Origin of the sequence: Bacillus sp. CH_70, from assembly GCF_038007045.1 — a bacterium.
GTDB lineage: Bacteria > Bacillota > Bacilli > Bacillales > Bacillaceae_G > Bacillus_A > Bacillus_A cereus.
In genome coordinates, this window is sequence record NZ_JBBOWL010000001.1 from 2,516,028 (window position 1) to 2,531,524 (window position 15,497).

Sequence of the window (15,497 nt, forward strand, 5' to 3'; positions counted from 1 at the left end):
GTATAAAACGTAGAGGAGGATTCTTATGTTGACTTGTAATGGAAGTAAATCATTTCAAAAGTTTATTAAAGGTGTTACAGATCTTATGGAAAACGGTTTATTTGAAGAAGAAATAGTGTGTGGCATTGAAAAATTACTAGAAGAACTTTTAGAAAAGAAAACATGGCTTCCGTTAGAAAAACAGAAGGCCAATTTGACCCAATATGCAAGACATTTATTGTATGAAGATCCGCTCAAACGTTTTGAAGTACTAGCTCTCGTATGGAAAGATGGACAATCTACACCTTTACATGATCATGACGGCACATGGGGAGTAGAAGGCGTTTTTTCAGGAAGGATAATGGTGCAGAACTTTATACAAACGAAACAACTTGGAAATTCACTTGTTTATTTAACACATACAGGAAATCTTTATTTGGGAGAAGGAGAAACTGATAAAGTAATTCCACCAGCAGATTGTCATATTCTTGAAATTAGCGAAAATGAAAGCGTTATTACGATTCATGTCTATGGAAAACGATTAGAAAAGTTTAAAGTATATATCCCAACTGAAGAAAAAAACGTGTACATGTGTGAGACAAAATACATTAGTTATAATTCATAGTTTAAAATCCAAAGCTTTTTTAAAAAGAAAAGCTTTGGATTTTATTTTTAATTATTTCTTGACCTGAAACGCTTTTCATAAATTATAAATAAGAAGTACCTCACGAGGATTGTATGGAAACGATACCTAATAATTAATTAGAACTCGTGTATTTATAGAAAGTGGTGAAGAAATAATGAAATTAATCGCAATTGATTTAGATGGAACTCTTCTTTCGGGGAATAAAATGATAAGTAAAGAAAATGCAGAAGCAATTCGAACATGTCAAGAAGCTGGCCATGTTGTAGCAATTTGTACAGGACGTTCTATTGTTGACATTGAGCGATTATTGTTAGAAGTTAATTTAGAGTGTCCAATCATTGCGGAAAATGGGGCTCTTATATATAAAGATAAAAAAATGATGAAGAGATATCCAATTCAAAATATGCAGGCACTTGAAATTGTAGAATATCTTGAAGAGAATGGTTTATATTATCAGCTTTATACTGATAAAGGTGTGTATGTACCGGATTATGGAGTAGAGAGTGTACGTAATGAAATTGAGTATGTGAAGAATTCAAAAGAAAATTTCGACTTGAAAGAGTTAGAAACAATCGCAGCATTATATCTTGAGCATACAGCGTTTCATAGTGCGGAAAGTTGTAAACCAATTGTAGAAACAGATATACATGTGCATAAACTATTACCATTTTCTTATGATATTGAGAAATTAAAAAAACTAAAAGAAACATTTCTTCATAATACAGATTTAGCAATTACATCTTCATATTGGCACAATTTAGAGATTAATCATCGAGATGCTCAAAAAGGGAATGGATTATATACTTTAGCAGAACATCTTAATATTCCGGTTGAAAACACTGTAGCGATAGGAGATGGACTAAACGATGTTTCTATGATGGAAAAAGCGAATATATCAATTGCAATGGGAAATGCAGTTGAAGAAATAAAAGCAATGTGTAAATACGAAACGTTATCAAATGAAGAACATGGTGTGGCACATGCTTTATATAAATATGTAATGTAATTAAAAAAAGAAAAAAGAATCCAAATGGATTCTTTTTTCTTTTTTATTAGGGGTAAGGTATTCTATGAGATTCATAGAAGCCTTATTACATTTTATTATATAGAATATATTGGAATAAATGTGTATATTTTTCATAAAAATTGTGAATATTTTATGAACTTTATACTTATTGCATGTTTATACCGCTATTAGTGACGCGTATGACTCTCAAGTGAAAATTCAGTGAATGTAAGGAGGAATTCAAGTTACCTATACAATAAATGAGGAATGAACGAAATATATTCTTTTCTTGTTTTAATTGAAAAATAAAATTTGTTCGAATAATTATTCTACAGCTATATACCTACACTAGCTTTCTTCGTATAATGGAGAAGTATGAATTTTAGATTTGTATTAATTTTACATATTGAGGTGAACAAAGAATGAATTCGCGGCTAATGGAACTTATTGATGTGAGTACAATAGAAACCATGGCAGAACAATTTTATAAATTAACTAACATATCACATCAACTTCTTGATGCTGAAAAAGAGTGTGTTTTTTCATTCGGAATGAATGAGATAAAAAAGAGTAAACTTCCAAAGATTGAAATCCCCATTTTCTTATACAATCAACATTTAGGATCTTTTGTTGTATGGTCCAAAAAAAGTGAAATTTTCAGTTGTCAAAAATACTTTGAAATGCTCTCAAGTTTAATTTTAGATGGTGCAATAAAAGTATTTCAAAGTAAAAATACAACGTTGCTTTCTCGGAAAGAGGAGGAACTACATACGATTTTACAAAACATGCCTGTTATGGTCGATGCGCTTGATTATAATGGAGATTTTGTTTTGTGGAACCGAGAATGCGAAATCGTAACAGGTTATACCGCTGAAGAAATAATTGGAAATCCAAATGCACTGCAATTATTGTATCCTGATCATAATTATCGCCATCAAATACAAAAGAAATTTTTAACTTGTGGAAAAAATTTCAGAGATTGGGAAATGCACTTAACATGTAAAAATGGTGAAATCAAAACAATAATGTGGTCGAATATATCAGAACAGTTTCCTGTAACAGGATATAGTTATTGGGCTGTTGGTGTAGATATTACGCATTTAAAAGCGATAGAAGAGCAGTTAAAACAACAAACATCTGAACTGGAATTAATTTTTAAAGCTTTACCAGATTTATGTTTCTTAACAGAAGATGATGGCACGATTATTGATTACAAGGCAGGATCTCCTACGAAGTTTTACGTACCCGCAGAAGCTTTTATGGGAAAAAAGTTTTACGAAGTATTACCATCTTCAGTAGCACAGCAGTTTCAGGAAGCCATTAATCAAGTGAAGGAAAAAGGAACGAATGTAATTGTAGAATATCCACTCACACTTAATGGAAGTATTGATTTCTTTGAAGCTAGGTGCTTACCATTATTACGTGATAAAATTATGATTATTGTACGCGACATTACAGAGCGAAAAAAGACAGAAGAATTGTTAAACAAATCAGATACGCTTGCAGCAATTGGTCAATTAGCAGCTGGCGTGGCTCATGAAGTAAGAAATCCTTTAACTGTAATTAAAGGTTTTATACAGTTATTCCAAATTAATAAAGAAGATCAAGAAAGATATTTTGATCTTATGCTTTCTGAAATTGAAAGGATAGAAGCAATCCTACAAGAATTTCTATCAATCGCTAAAACAGATGAGATAAATACAGAAAAGAAAAATATTTATCAAATTTTTAAAAATGTCGTATCGTTAATGAATACAAAAGCAATTATGACAAATATTCAAGTTGAACTTTTTACGGGTGACAAAGATATAATTATTGAATGCTCAGAAAATCAATTGAAACAAGTATTTATTAATATTTTGCAAAATTCAATCGAAGCTATGCCAAATGGTGGGGGAATTTCAATTCACATAAAAGAAATAAATGATGATGGTGTCATTATTCATGTAATAGATGAAGGAATAGGAATACCTGAAGAAAGAATTAAGAGATTAGGTGAACCTTTTTATAGTACGAAAGAAAAAGGGACTGGTATTGGATTAATGTTAAGTTATAAAATTATTGAAAGTCATCAAGGGACAATTAGTATCATGAGCGAGGTTGGGGTCGGGACAACAGTAACTATTTACTTACCGAAAGTACTAAATAAACAATCTCTTTCTAATTGTGACGACAAATGTATAGCGATACGCACTAGTAGTAATTCTTAAATCAATTAATACCCAATAACAAAGCGATTAGTGAAAACTAAACTTTTTGTTATTGGGTATTTTTTATATTTAATTTAGTAAACTTTACCTTTTCTTTACCTTTGTTTTAATTTCTATTAAGTTTTAAACATTATATTAATATTTGTACAAAGCAATGTATAGAAATTGTACATTACTTTTAATATAGAAATATGATTATTATTTGGAATATTGTAAGGAGGAGATTATGACAAGGTGAAAAAGCAAGAGAAGAAAAGTGGTAGAGTAGTACCTCTCCGGTTAAATATTTTATTCCTTTGTGTATTTTTATTATTTTCTGGCATTATTATTCAGTTAGGGAAAGTGCAAATTTTTGATGGAGAAACATATAAAAATGAAGTAGAGAAGAGAGAAAATGCAACCGTGGGCCTTTCTGTACCACGTGGGAAAATATTTGATCGTGAAGGAAATCCAGTAGTTGATAATAAGTCTTTACGTACGATTACATATACAAAGGTGAAAGGTGTAAAACAAGAAGAAATATTAAAATCAGCAAGACAACTTGCAGACATTATTGAAATGCCACAAGAAGATATTGATAAGTTAACTGAGACTGATAAGAAAGACTTTTGGATGCAATTAAATCCAGAACTTGCTCAAGACTTAGTATCCAAAAAAGAAATAGATAAGTTCCGAAATAAGGATATTACCGGAAAAGAGCTAGACAAAAAAATAGAAGATTTAAAAAGGAAGCGCGTTACAGATAAAAATCTTAAAGAACTAACAGCTAAAGATATAGAAGTGTTAGCTATTAAAAGTAAAATGACCTCAGGTTTTCAAATGGCACCTCAAATTATTAAAAAGGACGTTAGTGAACAGGAATATGCGGTGATTAGTGAAAATTTAGCGAACCTCCCAGGGGTAGATGCATCAGTTGATTGGGAGAGAATCTATGTAAATGATGGTCTATTCCGTTCTGTCCTTGGTAACGTTTCAAATGCTGATGAAGGATTGCCACGTGAAAGATTAGATTATTATTTAGTGCGTGATTATAGCCGAAATGATAGGGTTGGCAAAAGTTATATCGAACAGCAATACGAAGATGTACTTCATGGTACAAAAAAAGAAGTAAGAAGCATTGCTGATAAACAAGGAAATACTATTAAAACGGAAACTGTTACTGAAGGGAAAAGCGGTAAAAATTTAACTTTAACAATAGATATGGAATTGCAAAAAAAAGTAGAGGAGAGCATAGAAAAAATATTAAAACAATATAAAGGATCAGAATCAATGTTAGACCGTGCTTTCGTAGTGATGATGAATCCAAAAAATGGTCAAGTATTATCAATGGCTGGGAAAAAGCTTGTAGAAAAAGACGGGAAAATGGAAGTAGAAGATTACGCTTTAGGCACGCTGACTAGTTCTTATGAGCTTGGATCAACGGTTAAAGGTGCGACAGTGTTAACAGGGTTTGAAACAAATGCAATAACTCCTGGAACACATTTTTATGATGCACCTATGAAGTTTAAAGGAACTAAGGAGAAGAAGTCTTGGAAAAATTTTGGTGATATAGACGATCTAAGAGCGTTACAAGTATCTTCAAACGTTTATATGTTTAATATAGCATTAAAAATTGCTGGAGTGGATTATGTGAAAAATAGTTCACTAGATATTAAACAAGAATATTTTGATAAAATGAGGTATTATTTCAGGCAATTTGGATTAGGCGTACAAACTGGTATTGATTTACCAAATGAAACTGCAGGACAAATTGGAAGAAAAGATAATCAGCCTGGTTTCTTATTAGATTATTCTATTGGACAATATGATACGTATACACCACTTCAGCTTGCACAATATATTTCGACTATCGCAAATGGAGGGTATCGAATGAAACCGCAAATTGTTCAAGAAATTAGAGAACAAACCGTTCAAAAAGATGAGGTTGGTAAAGTAGTACAATCAATAGAACCCGTTGTTTTAAATAGAATCGATATGAAACAAGAATATATTAATCAAGTAAAAGAAGGATTTAGAAAAGTATTTCAAGAAGGAGATGGAACGGGAGTAAGAGCGTTCCAAAAAGCACCATATAAACCAGCTGGTAAAACAGGGACCGCACAAACTGTATATGGTGGAGAAAATGAAATTGGGCGAAATGCGAAAGGCGATCGTAGAGAATGTTATAACTTAACATTGGCTGGATATGCGCCATATGATGATCCAGAAGTAGCATTTTCTATTGTAGTACCGTGGGTTGAAAATGATAAATCGGGCATTAACTCCGACATTGGAAAAGAAGTTTTAGATGCTTATTTTGATTTGAAAAATAAGCGATTAACTGGTGAAGCGCCAAAAACAGATAACTCTAAAGAGAATTAAAATGGACGAAACGTCTCTAGCATTAATGTGAACTAGAGGCGTTTTTATCTGGGAATAGATTGGAAATGAGGTATATATGAAGCTGTTTATTCTAAAATATTGGAGGAACATATGTAGCTACATCTTAATTATAATAGGGGTTATTTTTATTAATAAGTCATTTTTATTTTGTATGGTAGAAGGAATTTCGATGCAACCTACTTTAAATGAAAAAGATTATATACTTGTTAATAAGGTAAACGTCTGTTTATCGTCTTTTCATCATGGGGATGTTGTCATCATAAAAAAAGAAGACGAGCCTACTTACTATGTGAAACGAATTATTGGATTATCGGGGGATAATATACAATTAAAAGAGGATGAGGTATATATTAACGGTAAAAAGCGTGATGAGTCGTATATACATTTAGATATGTTACAAGTATCCAATCGTTTTTCAAATTTTAGAGAAATAAACGTTCCTACGCATAAATTATTTGTGTTAGGTGATAATCGTAATCATAGTAAAGATAGTAGGAATACACTTGGACTTATTGATGAGTCAAATATAATAGGTAAGGTAGAAATGGTATTTTATCCATTTGATCATATAAAATGGATAAAATAATTCTATTAACGATTCACATTTTATAAAATAAATCATATATTGATAGCATAGGACAAGCAGAAAAGCTTGTTCTAACCTCACAGAACACTCCTTATCACGGTTAGGCATCTACATAGGTAGATGCTTTTTTTATGTTGATGACTGAAAATTATTTATCAACATAATGTAACAAGCACTTTAGGACTATTAGGGGACGATTATATGTACAAATAACAGTAAGCTTAATTAAAACAGTGAAATATAAGGAGTGAGGAATAAGTGCTAAATATTTTAGTGGTTAATTTTCCAGCAGAGGGACATGTAAACCCTACATTAAATTTAGTAAAAGCCTTTACTGAACGAGGGGATCACGTACATTATATTACAACGACAAACTTTAAGGATAGAATTGAAGATTTAGGAGCTACTGTACATACTCATCCGGATCTATTAAAGGAAATTTCTATTGATGCTGAAACCTCATCTGGATTAAATGCTTTCTTTCATGTGCATGTTCAAACTTCTTTATATATATTGGAAATTACGAAAAAATTATGTGAAAGTATAAATTTTGATTTCGTAATTTATGATATATTTGGCGCGGGAGAGTTAGTAAAGGAGTATTTACAAGTTCCAGGTGTAGTTTCCTCACCTATATTTTTAATTCCTTCAGAGTTTTTGAAGACATTACCTTTTCATCCAAATGCAGATATACCATTCCAACCAGAGGAGATCTCTGAAAAATTACTAAATCAGATGGAACATAAATTTGGAGTAAAACCAAAGAATAATCTTCAATTTATGAATAATAAGGGTGATGTTTGTTTCGTATACACAAGTCGTTATTTCCAACCTAATAGCGAATCGTTCGGAGAAAATAACATTTTTATTGGACCGAGCATTTCAAAGCGTAAAACAAATATAAAGTTTCCACTGGAATCACTTAAAGAGAAGAAAGTTATTTACATTTCAATGGGAACACTGCTTGAAGGACTCGAACCATTCTTTAATACTTGTATTGATACTTTTTCAGATTTTGATGGGATAGTTGTAATGGCAATTGGTGATAGAAATGATATTTCAAAAATAAAGCAAGCGCCAGATAATTTTATAATTGCTCCATACGTACCTCAATCAGAAATATTAAATGAAGCAGATGTTTTTATTACACATGGTGGTATGAATAGCGTACACGATGCCATTCATTATAATGTCCCATTTGTAATAATACCGCATGATAAAGATCAGCCTATGATAGCGCAAAGATTAACTGAGCTTGAAGCGGCACATAGACTATTGAAAGAACATGTTAATGTACACACTTTAAAAGAGGCCGTAACAGATGTTCTTTCAAATGAAAAGTATAAACATGGTATAAGAAAACTTAATGATAGCTTTTTAGAATGTGGTGGTTCAATAGAAGCAATTGCAGTTATTGAATCTCTTTTAAATAAAGTAAAAATTTAATTGGTGGGGCTTTACTGCCTGCAAATAGCAGGATAAATAGTCATAACTTTATACAAGCATAGAGGTTCTCACCTTTATGCTTGTATATTCTTATCCAGCAAATTGCACAGCAGTATTTGCATGTAAAAAAGCAGTATCAAAAACGGGAACAGTGAGATCATTTTGGGAGATGAGTAAAGGTATTTCAGTGCAGCCTAATAATATACCTTCAGCACCATTTTGAATTAATGATTTTGTAATTTGTAATAACTCTTCTTTAGATGTTTCTGAAATAATCCCTCTACTTAATTCATCTAATATGACATGGTGGATAAAAGTTCTTTCCTCGTCATTGGGGATAATTGTCTCAATGTTATATTTCGCTAATCGTGATTTATAGAAATCTTGCTCCATCGTTTGTTTTGTTCCTAATAGTCCGATACGTTTTATATTCTGTTCTACCATTTCTTTAGCACTTACATCACCAATGTGAAGAAGCGGGATAGATATTGCTTGTTCTACTTCCTCGGCAAATAGATGTACGGTATTTGAACACATTAATAAACATTCAGCCCCAGATTTTTCAACTTTCTTTGCAACTGTAACTAGTTCATTTTTCACTTCTTCATATTGATGGTTTTGTAATAAAGTAGTTACTTCACCAAAATCCATACTATATAAAACTAACTTTGCATTTTGATTGTATTGAGAGAGTGTAAGCGTATTAATATGTTTATAGTATAATGATGTAGATTCCCAACTTAATCCTCCAATCAAACCAATCACTTTCATAATGCATTCCTCCCGAAACGATTTTGAATTCATTATTTCACAATTCCGATAAGAATACAATGATTTAAATGCGCCATTTAACAAAAAATAAAAATAGTAAGAAAAGTGTTGAAATTTACACTTTTTAGTGCCATAATACGAATTACAAATTAATACTTATCCAGAGAGGTGGAGGGAACGGCCCTAAGAAACCTCAGCAACCCCTATGCAATTTTATAGGAAGGTGCTAATTCCGCAGAGGACACGTTGTGTTTTTTGAAAGATAAGAGGATTCTTGAACGTGAAAGAAAATGACCTCTTATATAAGAGGTCATTTTTTGTTGTATAGAAAGGGAGTGTAGATGCATAATTCATTTTTAAATTAAATATAGAGTAATAAAAGTTGACTAATATGAGAGGGGAATTGTAATGAACAAATTATCAACAAAGTTAGTAGTAGCAATCGGTATTGGAGCAGCATTATACGGGATATTAGGACTTTGGGGATTTTCTATTGCACCGAATACATTTATTAAACCAGCATTAGCTATATTAACTGTTTTTGGAGCATTATTTGGTCCAGTGGCAGGACTCTTAATCGGACTTATCGGTCATACTGTAACAGATACGATTGCTGGATGGGGGATTTGGTGGGGCTGGGTTATTAGTTCAGGGATTATTGGTTTTTCGATGGGTCTTATTCAAAAAAGAGTTGGTTTTAGTGTGAAAAACGGGTCGTTTAACAAGGGGCATATTTCTTATTTAGCAATTACTGGGTTAGTTGGTATTGTCATTGCTATTATATTTGCTGGGGCATTCGATATTATTGTGATGGGAGAACCATTTGACAAAATTGTTATACAAGTATTAGGAGCAACAATTTCCGATGTTATCGTTTTCTTAGTAGTTGGATTGCCACTTACAATTGGCTTGACAAAATCTAATAAGAAACATACACATTTAAAAATTGAAAAGTAGGGATGTTAACATGAAACCAATTATTTCGTTTGAACAATTCACCTTTCAATATGGGCATGCTGCGCAGCCTACTTTAAGTGATATTACCTTTCATATATACCCTGGGGAAAAAGTACTAATTGCTGGACGAAGTGGTTCAGGAAAGTCGACATTAGCTCATTGTATAAATGGGCTAATCCCATTTTCTTACGAAGGGACTAGTACAGGTAACGTTTTAATTGCCGGTAAAGACCCGAGGGAAGGAAGTATTTTTGAACAAAGTAAGCAGGTAGGAACAATTTTGCAAGATCAAGATGCTCAATTTATTGGTCTGACAGTAGAAGAAGATGTAGCTTTTTATTTAGAAAATGAATGTGTAAAGCAAGATGATATGAAAAAGATTGTTTCGGACTCATTAAGAAAGGTGAAGATGCATACGTTTCATAAACAAAGTCCACATGAATTATCAGGAGGTCAAAAGCAAACAGTTTCTCTAGCTGGTTTATTAACAACAAATGCGGATATATTATTGTTCGATGAACCGTTAGCGAACTTAGATCCACTAAGCGCCGTACATACGATAGAACTTATGAAAGATATACATGAGCAATATAATAAAACGATTGTTATTATCGAACATAGGATAGAAGAAATTTTAAAGCTGGATTTAGACAAAGTTATATTAATTGATGAAGGTAAAGTCATTGCAATAGGAACACCAAAAGAAATCTTAGCGTCAAATATATTGCCACGTATTGGCTTAAGAGAGCCTATTTACATCGAAGCATTAAAGAGATTACATTTTGATCGTAATAATGACGTAATATATCCAATGGAAAACCTTCAAAAAGAAAAGGTAGGCAACGTTCTAAAAGAGTGGATGGAGAAACAAGTCATATTAAAAGGTAATACTAAAAACAAGGAATTACTTAAAGTGGAGAATTTATCATTTTCATACCCTAATAAACAAAAAGTATTAGAAAATGTAAACCTTTCAATATATGAAGGAGAAATTGTGGCACTGTTGGGACATAATGGAGCAGGGAAATCCACATTAGCTCATAGTCTTATAGGCATAAACAAAATGAAAAATGGGAAAATCTTGTTAAAAGGTGAAAATATTAGTTCTTGGTCTATTCGTAAACGTGGGGAAATCATATCTTACGTGATGCAAAATCCAAATCATATGATTACACAGCCTACTGTTTTTGAAGAAGTTTCATTTACATTAACATTACATAATTTTTCTAAGGAAGAAATTAAGAATAGAGTAGAAGGAACTTTAAAAATTTGTGGTTTATATCCATTTCGTAATTGGCCAATTCAAGCACTAAGCTATGGGCAAAAAAAGAGATTAACAATCGCATCTGTATTAACAACAAATCCTAAGCTTATCATATTAGATGAACCGACAGCGGGACAAGATTATTATCATTATAAACAATTTATGTCGTTTATTAAAAAACTAGCTAAGAAGGGTATTTCATTTATTTTTATTACTCACGATATGAATCTCGCACTAGAATATGCAGACCGTGCAGTAGTTCTACATAAAGGGAAAATTATTGCGGATAATACAGTGTCTAATGTATTTGGTGATCAAGAAACGTTACAAATAGCTAACTTAAGAGAGAGTTCTTTAACCAAGCTTGTTAAATTTAGTGGGATTGCATGTCCGGAAAAATTTATGGAACTTTATTTAGATAGTAATAGGAGGGAGGAAGGTGCATAGTACATATTTTCATCGTATGGATGGGGTAGTGAAATTGTTTTTATTTATTTTTTGTATGACGCTTACTTTTTTGTTTTTTGATTTTCGGGTGTTGCTAATACTATTTATTATTGGGTGTATCGGACTCAGCATTGCTAAAATTCCATTTTGTAAAATTTTAATTGTTTTTAGTGTCATATTTACATTTAGTTTATTAAACTCTGTCATGATTTTATTTATTACACCAACTCATGGATCTGAATTAACTGAATCATATACCGCGTTTTTACATATTGGATATGCAACGATTACATATGAAACATTATTTTATGCAGTTACACTTTCATTAAAGTATTTTACGTTATTACCATTTACACTTCTTTTTATTTACACGACAGATCCAAGCGAATTTGTAAGTAGCTTAAGTAAACTTGGTATTCATTATAAGATTACATATGCAGTAAATATTGCACTACGTTATATTCCTGACATCCAGTCTGAGTATAAAATTATTAAACACGCGCAAGAAGCGAGAGGAGTGGCTTTTGAAAAAGGAGAAGCAAATATATGGGTTCGTATGAAGAATCGTGTTTTAATTTTCTGGCCGCTAATCATTCATTCTCTAGAAAGAATAGATACGATTTCAAATGCAATGGATTTAAGAGGATTTGGAAAGAAGGATAAACGTACATGGTTTTATACAAGTAAGGCGAAACGTGAAGATTTCATCGTTTTATTTGCCGGTGTTTTCATATTCATTGCTGCGGTATATTTAAAATTAAACGTATTTCAAAACTTTTGGTATCCATTTTAAAGCACTCTTTAAACGAGTGCTTTTACTTATTTTTATGTAGACATGCTCAAAAAAGGGATATATACATAATGTATAATACGAACCAGTTAAAATGATCAACTACCTATTAGTTTTCAAACCAAAAGGAGGAGAAAATATGAGTTACGGTGGTTCTTGTGGTTTTGGTGGAGGTTTCGCTTTACTAGTTGTGTTATTCATTCTATTAATAATTGTAGGATGCAGCTGCTGGGGCGGAGGATACTAATTTTTAATTAGTCTTCACAAATGTAAACTAAAAAAACATTGAAGATACTTATGTATCGAAACAAATAAAAAAGGAGCAACTATGCTCCTTTTTTATTTGTTTAAATGCGTATTCTCACTATATTTCGGGAACGTAATCGTTAAAGTCGTTCCTTTACTAACGATACTTCGGATTTTTAAACTTCCATGCATCGTCTCAATAATCTTAACAGCAACCATCGTACCTAAACCAGTTCCTTTTGTTTTTGTACTAAAATACGGTTCACCGAATCGATGTATTTGCTCCTGTGACATTCCAACTCCGCTATCTTCAATTCGTATTTCAACTTCACTATTATTGATAGATGAGGAAATATTTAAGGTACCACCATTAGGCATTGCTTCAATACTGTTTTTTATTAAGTTTAAAAAACATTGTTGAAAGTGCTGTTTATTACCAACAATGGTTGCCTCAGAAAAATCCTGTGTAATATGTATCGTATTCATATTACACAATGGCAATATCATATTAATAACTCGATTTAACTCTTGCTTTACTGAAATTTGATCTAATTTTTCTGGAGCAGGTTTGGCAAACGTTAAGTAATCATCGATAATTTCTTGGGCACGATTTAACTCTTCAAGTATATGTTTAATATATTCGTCTCTTGATTCAGGAGTTAAATTTGGTGTTTTTAAAAGCTGTGTAAATCCTTTTACAACCGTTAAAGGATTCCTTACTTCGTGCGATATACTTGCAGCGAGTTGGCTAACAATCTCCATTTTTTCCATTTTAATTAATTTTGAGCGCATTAATACAGCATCTTTTATAACTTCATTTATATAAACAATAAATAACATTAAAGTAGTCGGTAATACCATGAAATAAATAATATACAAATTATTCACTTCAAAATCTGATAAAGTTAATACAATTACAGTTGTAAATATTGCTAGGAAAAAGGTTAAAAACATGGAAAAAGCTACTTTAAGCTTTCTATTATATGTATTAAATTTTGAAGATGCGAGTGCTGTAACGATGAACATTATTCCGTAAACAACGACTGTCAGCATATTAAAGCCATAAAATATAAATCTTGTAATTAATAAAATTGTAAACAATATGATACCGACAGGAAATCCACCATAAAGCGTACCTATTATGACCGGAATTTGTCTTAAATCATGAATACAACTTTCATCCATATAGATAGGGTATCGCATACATAAAATAAGCGGGATACTAGAACAAAGGGTAATCAGTAATATTTTGTATTTTTTCAAATAATGCCTGCTATCATATATGAAATAAAAAACAAATATACTACATAAAATGTATAGAAGATTATTTAATACGTTTTGATTAATATAAACAAAGTCCATAATATTTGCCTCGTTATTCTGAATTTACTTAACATATGTATTATACATGATAACATGTGTTAGGATGTATAAACCTTGTTCATACAAGATTTATTTAGCTTTTTTTATAAAATGCAAACATTAGCTATTCAAAGATACTTTTACCAAAACTTTTTACTACTTCTTTCTGCATGTTCGGTAAAACATGGTGGGTTATGTTGCTACTATAAGAAACGTAGGTATTCTTTTCTAAACTCATCCTTTTAATTTCTAGCCACTGAACGAGATAGTCTTTTAAAGTAAGCTTAGACGGCTCCACAAAAGTCCCTTCATTTAAATCCGTAATCTTTTTCGTCACATTTTTTACTGCTTCTTTTTTGTCTTATAACCAGAAACACACTAAGTACTTATTTCCTCTTTTTCGAATATGTCCTTTCACTTAAAATACTCCTTCATTTTGTTTTGAATTATGTTGTATAAGTCTAGTTGTAATGTTGCTACTTTGAAAATTGCATAGTTGGACATATGAGCGATGGATATATTTTATCATATTTAGATTGTTATTAAGGAATAAAAAAAGAGCCATAGGGCCTCTTTTTTTGCTGTATTCATGGAAATAAAATTAAAAGCGTTATTTTATTATAAAAAAATAGGTGACTCAACAATTGTGCTAGCCGAGTCACCTAGTACTATCGAACCAAATAATGTACTTTTTCTATATGTAGTTATGGGGGGTTCTTAGAGGCTAGCCCAATAGACAGTTAAGGGACAAATAAAATCATTTTAGAGAGTTTTACATTTTATTATGTTAATGCTACAACAGCAAGAGTTAAGCCCAACGTATTTAATGTATTAGAATATGGTCCTACATTAACAGTAAGAGTACTTGTTATACCTGGAGGTGTAGTGAAAATTGCGGGGGCTGATACAGAAGTGAATCCGGCTGTATATCCTAGAGAAGTACCTGATCCAATGATTGGATTATTATTCAGATACATAGTGATACCTGCCGAATTACCTCCTGGTTGAATGATAACTTGCACTTCATAGATTGCCAAATAGGTTCTTCCACCTTCAAGTAAAACAGTTGTTGGTGGTGTGAATGAGATTGCCGTGCCATTAGAATTTACCACAGTATCTAGTGGAATCGCAGAGTTTACAGAAACTATTGATGGGGTAGTTTGAACAACATTTAAACTGTTAGCCGTGGGAGATGGACAAGAACAAGGTTTGTGAATGTTAGAGTTGTTATCATTTTGATAATTCACAAATAATCAAGCTCCTTTACTTAAGATAATTTTTTATCCTATATAAAACGTAGCTTTTTTGTATCTAAGTTATTTTTAATAAGTTTTTAAAGATAATTCGAATATTATTGGTCAGTCAACTCTTAAAAGTATTTGATACTCTGGGATTTAAAAGTGCA

13 protein-coding genes, 1 pseudogene and 1 riboswitch are annotated in these 15,497 nt (G+C 31.7%); of the genes and pseudogenes, 10 read left to right on the plus strand and 4 right to left on the minus strand.

Translation table 11 applies throughout. The annotated features are described in order from the left end of the window. Positions 1-25: 25 nt before the first annotated feature. The 6 genes from N2V79_RS12750 to N2V79_RS12775 all read left to right on the plus strand — a co-directional run bounded on the left by N2V79_RS12750 (position 26) and on the right by N2V79_RS12775 (position 8,255). Entirely contained in the window at positions 26-604 is a 579-nt protein-coding gene (locus N2V79_RS12750) for a cysteine dioxygenase family protein (RefSeq protein ID WP_023522059.1), read from the plus strand. Positions 605-779: 175 nt separating this feature from the next. Then, positions 780-1,631, plus strand: a complete 852-nt coding sequence (locus N2V79_RS12755) for a Cof-type HAD-IIB family hydrolase (protein WP_000766393.1) — start codon at positions 780-782, stop codon at positions 1,629-1,631. 422 nt (positions 1,632-2,053) lie between these two features. After that, complete coding sequence (locus tag N2V79_RS12760) at positions 2,054-3,841, plus strand: PAS domain-containing sensor histidine kinase (RefSeq protein WP_053564341.1); 1,788 nt, start codon at positions 2,054-2,056, stop codon at positions 3,839-3,841. 234 nt (positions 3,842-4,075) lie between these two features. Beyond that, positions 4,076-6,202 (plus strand): peptidoglycan D,D-transpeptidase FtsI family protein, encoded by a 2,127-nt coding sequence (locus tag N2V79_RS12765; RefSeq protein ID WP_069355660.1) that lies wholly within the window; start codon positions 4,076-4,078, stop codon positions 6,200-6,202. Positions 6,203-6,278: 76 nt separating this feature from the next. Further along, positions 6,279-6,809, plus strand: a complete 531-nt coding sequence (lepB, locus tag N2V79_RS12770; protein ID WP_071730400.1) for a signal peptidase I — start codon at positions 6,279-6,281, stop codon at positions 6,807-6,809. 258 nt (positions 6,810-7,067) lie between these two features. Continuing rightward, complete coding sequence (locus tag N2V79_RS12775; RefSeq protein WP_340719926.1) at positions 7,068-8,255, plus strand: macrolide family glycosyltransferase; 1,188 nt, start codon at positions 7,068-7,070, stop codon at positions 8,253-8,255. Positions 8,256-8,345: 90 nt separating this feature from the next. Here N2V79_RS12775 and N2V79_RS12780 read toward each other — a convergent pair whose 3' ends face one another. Next, positions 8,346-9,026: an aspartate/glutamate racemase family protein gene (locus N2V79_RS12780; RefSeq protein WP_340719927.1), complete on the minus strand. Its 681-nt coding sequence runs from the start codon at positions 9,024-9,026 to the stop codon at positions 8,346-8,348. Positions 9,027-9,179: 153 nt separating this feature from the next. Beyond that, positions 9,180-9,295, plus strand: a riboswitch (SAM riboswitch). Positions 9,296-9,434: 139 nt separating this feature from the next. Between N2V79_RS12780 and N2V79_RS12785 the strand changes: the two genes are divergently transcribed. The 4 genes from N2V79_RS12785 to N2V79_RS12800 all read left to right on the plus strand — a co-directional run bounded on the left by N2V79_RS12785 (position 9,435) and on the right by N2V79_RS12800 (position 12,731). After that, entirely contained in the window at positions 9,435-9,983 is a 549-nt protein-coding gene (locus N2V79_RS12785; protein WP_095690805.1) for an ECF-type riboflavin transporter substrate-binding protein, read from the plus strand. A gap of 10 nt (positions 9,984-9,993) precedes the next feature. Beyond that, complete coding sequence (locus tag N2V79_RS12790) at positions 9,994-11,694, plus strand: ABC transporter ATP-binding protein (RefSeq protein ID WP_340719928.1); 1,701 nt, start codon at positions 9,994-9,996, stop codon at positions 11,692-11,694. Beyond that, positions 11,687-12,487, plus strand: coding sequence for an energy-coupling factor transporter transmembrane component T family protein (locus tag N2V79_RS12795; RefSeq protein WP_016124672.1), 801 nt, complete (start codon positions 11,687-11,689; stop codon positions 12,485-12,487). Before N2V79_RS12790 ends, N2V79_RS12795 begins: the two co-directional genes overlap by 8 nt. 136 nt (positions 12,488-12,623) lie before the next feature. After that, entirely contained in the window at positions 12,624-12,731 is a 108-nt protein-coding gene (locus N2V79_RS12800; RefSeq protein ID WP_000120182.1) for a YjcZ family sporulation protein, read from the plus strand. A gap of 92 nt (positions 12,732-12,823) precedes the next feature. Here N2V79_RS12800 and N2V79_RS12805 read toward each other — a convergent pair whose 3' ends face one another. From N2V79_RS12805 to N2V79_RS12815, 3 genes and pseudogenes are all read right to left on the minus strand, one after another. Then, a complete protein-coding gene (locus N2V79_RS12805) occupies positions 12,824-14,092 on the minus strand; it encodes a sensor histidine kinase (RefSeq protein ID WP_098679919.1) in 1,269 nt (422 codons plus the stop codon). Between the two features lie 169 nt (positions 14,093-14,261). Beyond that, positions 14,262-14,510: pseudogene (locus N2V79_RS12810) on the minus strand (site-specific integrase); the annotation flags it as partial. Positions 14,511-14,874: 364 nt separating this feature from the next. After that, a complete protein-coding gene (locus N2V79_RS12815; protein ID WP_001109242.1) occupies positions 14,875-15,339 on the minus strand; it encodes a hypothetical protein in 465 nt (154 codons plus the stop codon). Positions 15,340-15,497: the final 158 nt, after the last annotated feature.